Source organism: Streptomyces sp. NPDC044002 (genome assembly GCF_056434525.1).
This window is the reverse complement of the sequence record NZ_JBWKEZ010000034.1, coordinates 83,905-88,649: the sequence shown is the minus strand read 5'-3', so window position 1 is coordinate 88,649 and position 4,745 is coordinate 83,905. Positions and strand designations below refer to the sequence as shown.

4 protein-coding genes are annotated in these 4,745 nt (G+C 71.7%); 1 reads left to right on the top strand and 3 read right to left on the bottom strand.

The genetic code is table 11. The features are described 5' to 3' along the window. Positions 1–338: 338 nt before the first annotated feature. The gene (gene nagB, locus AC07A6_RS24345) at positions 339–1,124 is read left to right on the top strand and encodes a glucosamine-6-phosphate deaminase (RefSeq protein WP_478778489.1); all 786 of its coding nucleotides are present in this window, start codon (positions 339–341) and stop codon (positions 1,122–1,124) included. 97 nt (positions 1,125–1,221) lie between these two features. On the opposite strand, the gene AC07A6_RS24340 is transcribed toward nagB, so the two are convergent. From AC07A6_RS24340 to AC07A6_RS24330, 3 genes are read right to left on the bottom strand one after another with little or no spacing between them, the layout of a single operon-like run. Beyond that, complete coding sequence (locus AC07A6_RS24340; protein ID WP_478778488.1) at positions 1,222–2,706, bottom strand: glycoside hydrolase family 3 protein; 1,485 nt, start codon at positions 2,704–2,706, stop codon at positions 1,222–1,224. Between the two features lie 6 nt (positions 2,707–2,712). Continuing rightward, positions 2,713–3,549: a carbohydrate ABC transporter permease gene (locus tag AC07A6_RS24335; protein ID WP_362465998.1), complete on the bottom strand. Its 837-nt coding sequence runs from the start codon at positions 3,547–3,549 to the stop codon at positions 2,713–2,715. A 35-nt stretch (positions 3,550–3,584) separates the two neighbouring features. Then, positions 3,585–4,607 carry a carbohydrate ABC transporter permease gene (locus AC07A6_RS24330; protein WP_362465974.1) on the bottom strand — a complete coding sequence of 341 codons (1,023 nt, stop codon included), beginning with the start codon at positions 4,605–4,607 and terminating at the stop codon, positions 3,585–3,587. Positions 4,608–4,745: the final 138 nt, after the last annotated feature.

The window sequence follows — 4,745 nt, the reverse complement described above, 5'->3', positions numbered from 1 at the left end:
GGGGCTCCGCCCCCAGACCCCCGCGCCTCAAACGCCGGCGGGGCTGGAATTTCGCTGCGCGAAATCCAGCCCGCGCGGCGTTTGAGCGCACCGGGGTCCGGGGCGCAGCCCCGGGCCCTTCCAGCCCCGCCGGCGCTTGAGGCGCGGGTCCGGGCAGCGCCCGGGGAACGGTGGAAGGGCGGGTAGGGGACGGCCCCGCGCAGCGGCACCGGCACGACCGGCGGGCAGGGGCCAACGGCGGGACGATGGATGTGCCGGAGGCCCGCCGCGGGCGGGCCCGCTCTGCTAGATTGGTCTATACCACAACCCCGCACACCACTCAGATCGGCAGGCCCAGCGTGGAAGTTGTCATCGTCCCGGACGCCAAGGCAGGCGGCGAGCTCATCGCGGAGGCCATGGCCGCCCTGGTCCGCCGCAAGCCCGACGCCCTGCTCGGCGTGGCGACCGGCTCTACCCCGCTGCCCATCTACGAAGCCCTCGCGGCGAAGGTCAAGGCCGGCGAGGTCGACGCCTCCGCGGCCCGGATCTGCCAGCTCGACGAGTACGTCGGCCTGCCGGCGGGGCACCCGGAGTCCTACCGCGCGGTGGTGCTCCGCGAGGTCGTCGAGCCCCTCGGCCTGACCGAGGCCTCCTTCATGGGCCCCGACGGCTCCGCCGAGGACGTCCAGGCCGCCTGCGAGGCGTACGACGAGGCCCTCGCCGCGGCCGGCGGCGTGGACCTCCAGCTGCTGGGCATCGGCACCGACGGGCACATCGGCTTCAACGAGCCCTGCTCCTCGCTGGCCTCCCGCACCCGCATCAAGACGCTGACGGAGCAGACCCGCGTGGACAACGCGCGCTTCTTCGACGACGACATCGACCAGGTGCCGCACCACGTCATCACCCAGGGCATAGGCACCATCCTCGACGCCCGCCACCTGGTCCTGCTGGCCACCGGCGAGGGCAAGGCCGAGGCCGTCGCCCAGACCGTCGAGGGCCCGCTGTCCGCGCTGGTCCCGGCCTCGGCGCTGCAGCTGCACCGGCACGCGACCGTCGTCGTCGACGAGGCGGCCGCCTCCAAGCTGAAGCTGGCCGACTACTTCCGCCAGACCTACGCCGCCAAGCCGTCCTGGCAGGGTCTGTAACCCCGGCCCCCGGGCATGCGAGAAGGCCGGGCCCCCCTCCACGGGGGCCCGGCCTTCTCGTGTCCCGGGCGCGGCCGGCCTCGGGCACGGTCCGGTCTCAGGCGCGGCCGGCGATGACCTCGGCCGCGGCCCGGCCGCAGACGCGGGCGGCGCCGTGCGTGGCGACGTACAGCGCCCCGCGCGGCTCGGCGCGCGGCAGGCCCATCTCCACGACCACGGTGTCCGGCCTGGCCGCGACCAGGGCGTCGAGGACCTCCGTCATCCACGGGTGCCGGTGGGCGTCGCGGACCACGGCCACGACGGTGCGGTCCCCCGCGGCCGCCAGCACGTCGGCGGCGGCGGAACCCTCGGGGTAGACGCCCGAGCCGGTCCCCGGGAGCAGCTCGGCCAGCTCCGCGGCGACCCCCCACGGGGTCTCGTCGCCCACCGCGATGTTCGCGACGGGCGCCAGGGTGGCGACGTACGGCTCGGCGACCGGGGCCGCCGTGCCCGACACGACGACCGCGCGGCGGGCCGCCGTCAGGCCGATGCCGGACGCGCCGCTCCCCTCCCGCGGCGCGTCCGGGCGGGACCGGAGGGTCCAGTCGGCGAGGGCGCGGACCCGGGCCGCGGCGTCGGCGAGCCGCTCCTCCGGGAGCACGCCCTCGCGTACGGCGGCGACCAGCGCGTCGCGCAGCCGCAGCACGGTCGCCTCGTCGGCGAGGCCCCCGCCGACGCAGATGGCGTCGGCGCCGGCGGCGATGGCGAGCACCGAGCCGCGTTCGATGCCGTACGTCCCGGCGATGGCGTTCATCTCCATGCCGTCGGTGACGATGAGGCCCTCGTAGCCCAGCTCCTTGCGCAGCAGGCCGGTGAGGATCTGCGGGCTGAGGGTGGCGGGGCGGGTCGGGTCGAGGGCGGGCACCAGGATGTGGGCGCTCATCACGGCCTTGGTGCCGGCCTCGATGGCCGCCTTGAACGGGATCAGCTCGCGGGCCTGGAGGGTGTCCAGGCCGACGTCGATGCGGGGCAGGGCGTGGTGCGAGTCGACGTTGGTGTCGCCGTGGCCCGGGAAGTGCTTGGTGCAGGCGGCGACGCCGGCGGCCTGGAGGCCCTCGACGTAGGCGGCGGTGTGCCGGGCGGCGAGCGCGGTGTCGGCGCCGAAGGAGCGGACGCCGATGACCGGGTTGTCGGGGTTGGAGTTGACGTCCGCGGACGGGGCCCAGTTGAGGTTGACCCCGCACTCGGCGAGGCGGCGGCCCAGCTCGCGGGCGACCTCGCGGGTCAGGGCGGTGTCGTCGACGGCGCCGAGGGCGAGGTTGCCGGGGAAGGACGAGCCTCCGCGGACCTCAAGGCGGGTGACGTCGCCGCCCTCCTCGTCGATGGCGACGAGTACGTCCTCCCGGACCTCCCGCAGCTGCGCGGTGAGCGCGGCGAGCTGCTCGGGCGAGGCGATGTTGCGGCCGAACAGGCCGACGGCGGTGAGGCCTTCGCCGACCTGGCGCAGCAGCCAGGCGGGGGCGGTGGTGCCCTCGAAGCCGGGCTGGAGGACCGCGAGGGCGTCGCGGGTGAGGCTGTCGACGCGGTGCGCAAGGATCGTCATGGTCCGTTATCCCTTCACGGCGCCGGAGGTCATGCCGCCGACGGCCTTGCGCTGGAGGAAGATGAAGATCACCAGGACGGGGATCGCGAAGATCGAGGACGCGGCCATGGTGGCGCCCCAGTCGTTGCCGAAGGCGGTCTTGAACTGGGTCAGCCACAGGGGCAGGGTCTGGGCGGTCTTCTCCTTGTTGAGGATCAGGACCATCGCGAACTCGTTCCAGGCGGTGATGAAGCCGAAGAGCGAGGTGGACATCAGACCGGGGGCCAGCAGGGGGAAGATCACCTTGCGGAAGGCCTGGCCGCGGGTGCAGCCGTCGATCTGGGCGGCCTCCTCCAGGGTCACCGGGACGGCGGCGATGAAGCCGCGCAGGGTCCAGATGGTGAAGGGGAGGACCATCGCGAAGTAGATCGCGGTGAGGACGGCGAGGCTGTTCAGCATCTCGGCGTCGCGCATGATCATGTACATCGCGATGACCATGACCTCCCAGGGGGCCATCTGGGCCATCATCACGCCGAGGACGAGGCCCTTGCGGCCCTTGAACTTCATGCGGGCGATCGCGAAGCTCGCGGCGAGGGCGACCAGCAGGGCCAGCAGGACGGCGCCCACGGTGACCACGAGGCTGTTGGTGACGTACGTCCAGAAGTTGGCGACGCCGGTGGCCTTGGAGAAGTTGTCCAGCGTCGGGGTGAAGACGAAGACCGGGTCCTTGGTGAGGATCTCGCTGTTCGGCTTGAGGGCCGAGGAGAACATCCAGTAGACCGGGAAGACGAAGACCAGGGCCAGCAGCACCGCGCCCACGTTCTTGGCGACGGTCGCGGGGCGCAGCGGCTTGCGGGTGCGCAGCTGCTGTGCGGGCTTGTTCTGGGCGGTGGTGGTGCTCACTGCTCCTCCTCCTGCTTCAGGATCAGGCGGAAGTAGAAGGACATGACGACCAGCAGGATCACGATCGTCAGGACGGAGATCGCGGCGGCGAGGCCGTAGTGGGCCTGGCTCTGGCCCTCGACGTAGGCGAAGACCGGGAGGATCTCGGAGGCGCGGTCCGGGCCGCCCTTGTTCATCGCGTAGACCTGGGTGAAGGCCTTGAAGACCCAGATGACCTCGAGGAAGGTCGTGACCATGAAGAAGGGCCGGAGGTTGGGGAAGACGACCTTCCAGAAGGTCTGCCAGCCGTTGGCGCCGTCCATGCGGGCGGCCTCGTACAGCTCGGCGCCGACGGTGGTGAGGCCGGCGTACATGTTGAGCGCGACGAAGGGGATGGAGCCCCAGACGACCAGGAGCGTGATGATCGTCAGGGTGGACAGGCCGGTCTCGAACCAGTTGTGCTGCTCGTAGCCGGAGAAGCCGAGGCTGCGCATCACCCAGTTCATGACGCCGAACTGCTCGTCGAACAGCCAGTAGAAGACCTGGACGGAGGCGACGATCGGCATGGCCCAGGCCATCACCAGGGCCATGGACAGGACCAGGCGCATCCACTTGCCGAGGCGGTTGAGCAGGATGCCGATGAGGCTGCCGATCGCCATGATCAGCACGACGTTGGCGAAGGTGAAGGCGAAGCTGCGGACGACGACGGTCCAGAAGTTCGAGTCGCCGAGCAGCTGGGTGTAGTTGTCGAGTCCCGCGAAGGGGTACTTCCGCTGGATGAACTCGATCTTGTTGATGTCCTGGAAGGACAGGATCACGTTCTTGATCAGCGGGTACAGCAGCAGGAGCGCGAGGCTGGCCACGGCGGGCAGGACCAGCAGGTAGGGCAGCCACCCCGAGGGGAGCGACTTCCTGCCCCCGCGAGGAGACGTATCACTGGGGCCGGTCTTGGCGGTGGGTGCCTGCGGCGGCCGTCCGGCGGACTTGTGTGGTGCGTCCTGTGGAGCGCTGGTCGTCGCTCCCTGGGAGTGCACGGTCATGGCTTGGCTTCCTCGCGGTTGACTGTGGAGTCAAATGCGCGACCGGGGGCGGGGGGGGGGGGGGGGGGGGGGGGGGGGGGCCCACCCCCCCCCCCCCCCCCCCCCCCGTGGGGGGCCCCTGGGGTGTGGTTCTGTTGT

What these genes read in the sequence shown, in the direction of transcription:
- AC07A6_RS24340 (WP_478778488.1), bottom strand. Translation starts at nt 2,706, where the DNA reads ATGACGATCCTTGCGCACCGCGTCGACAGCCTCACCCGCGACGCCCTC.
- AC07A6_RS24330 (WP_362465974.1), bottom strand. Translation starts at nt 4,607, where the DNA reads ATGACCGTGCACTCCCAGGGAGCGACGACCAGCGCTCCACAGGACGCA.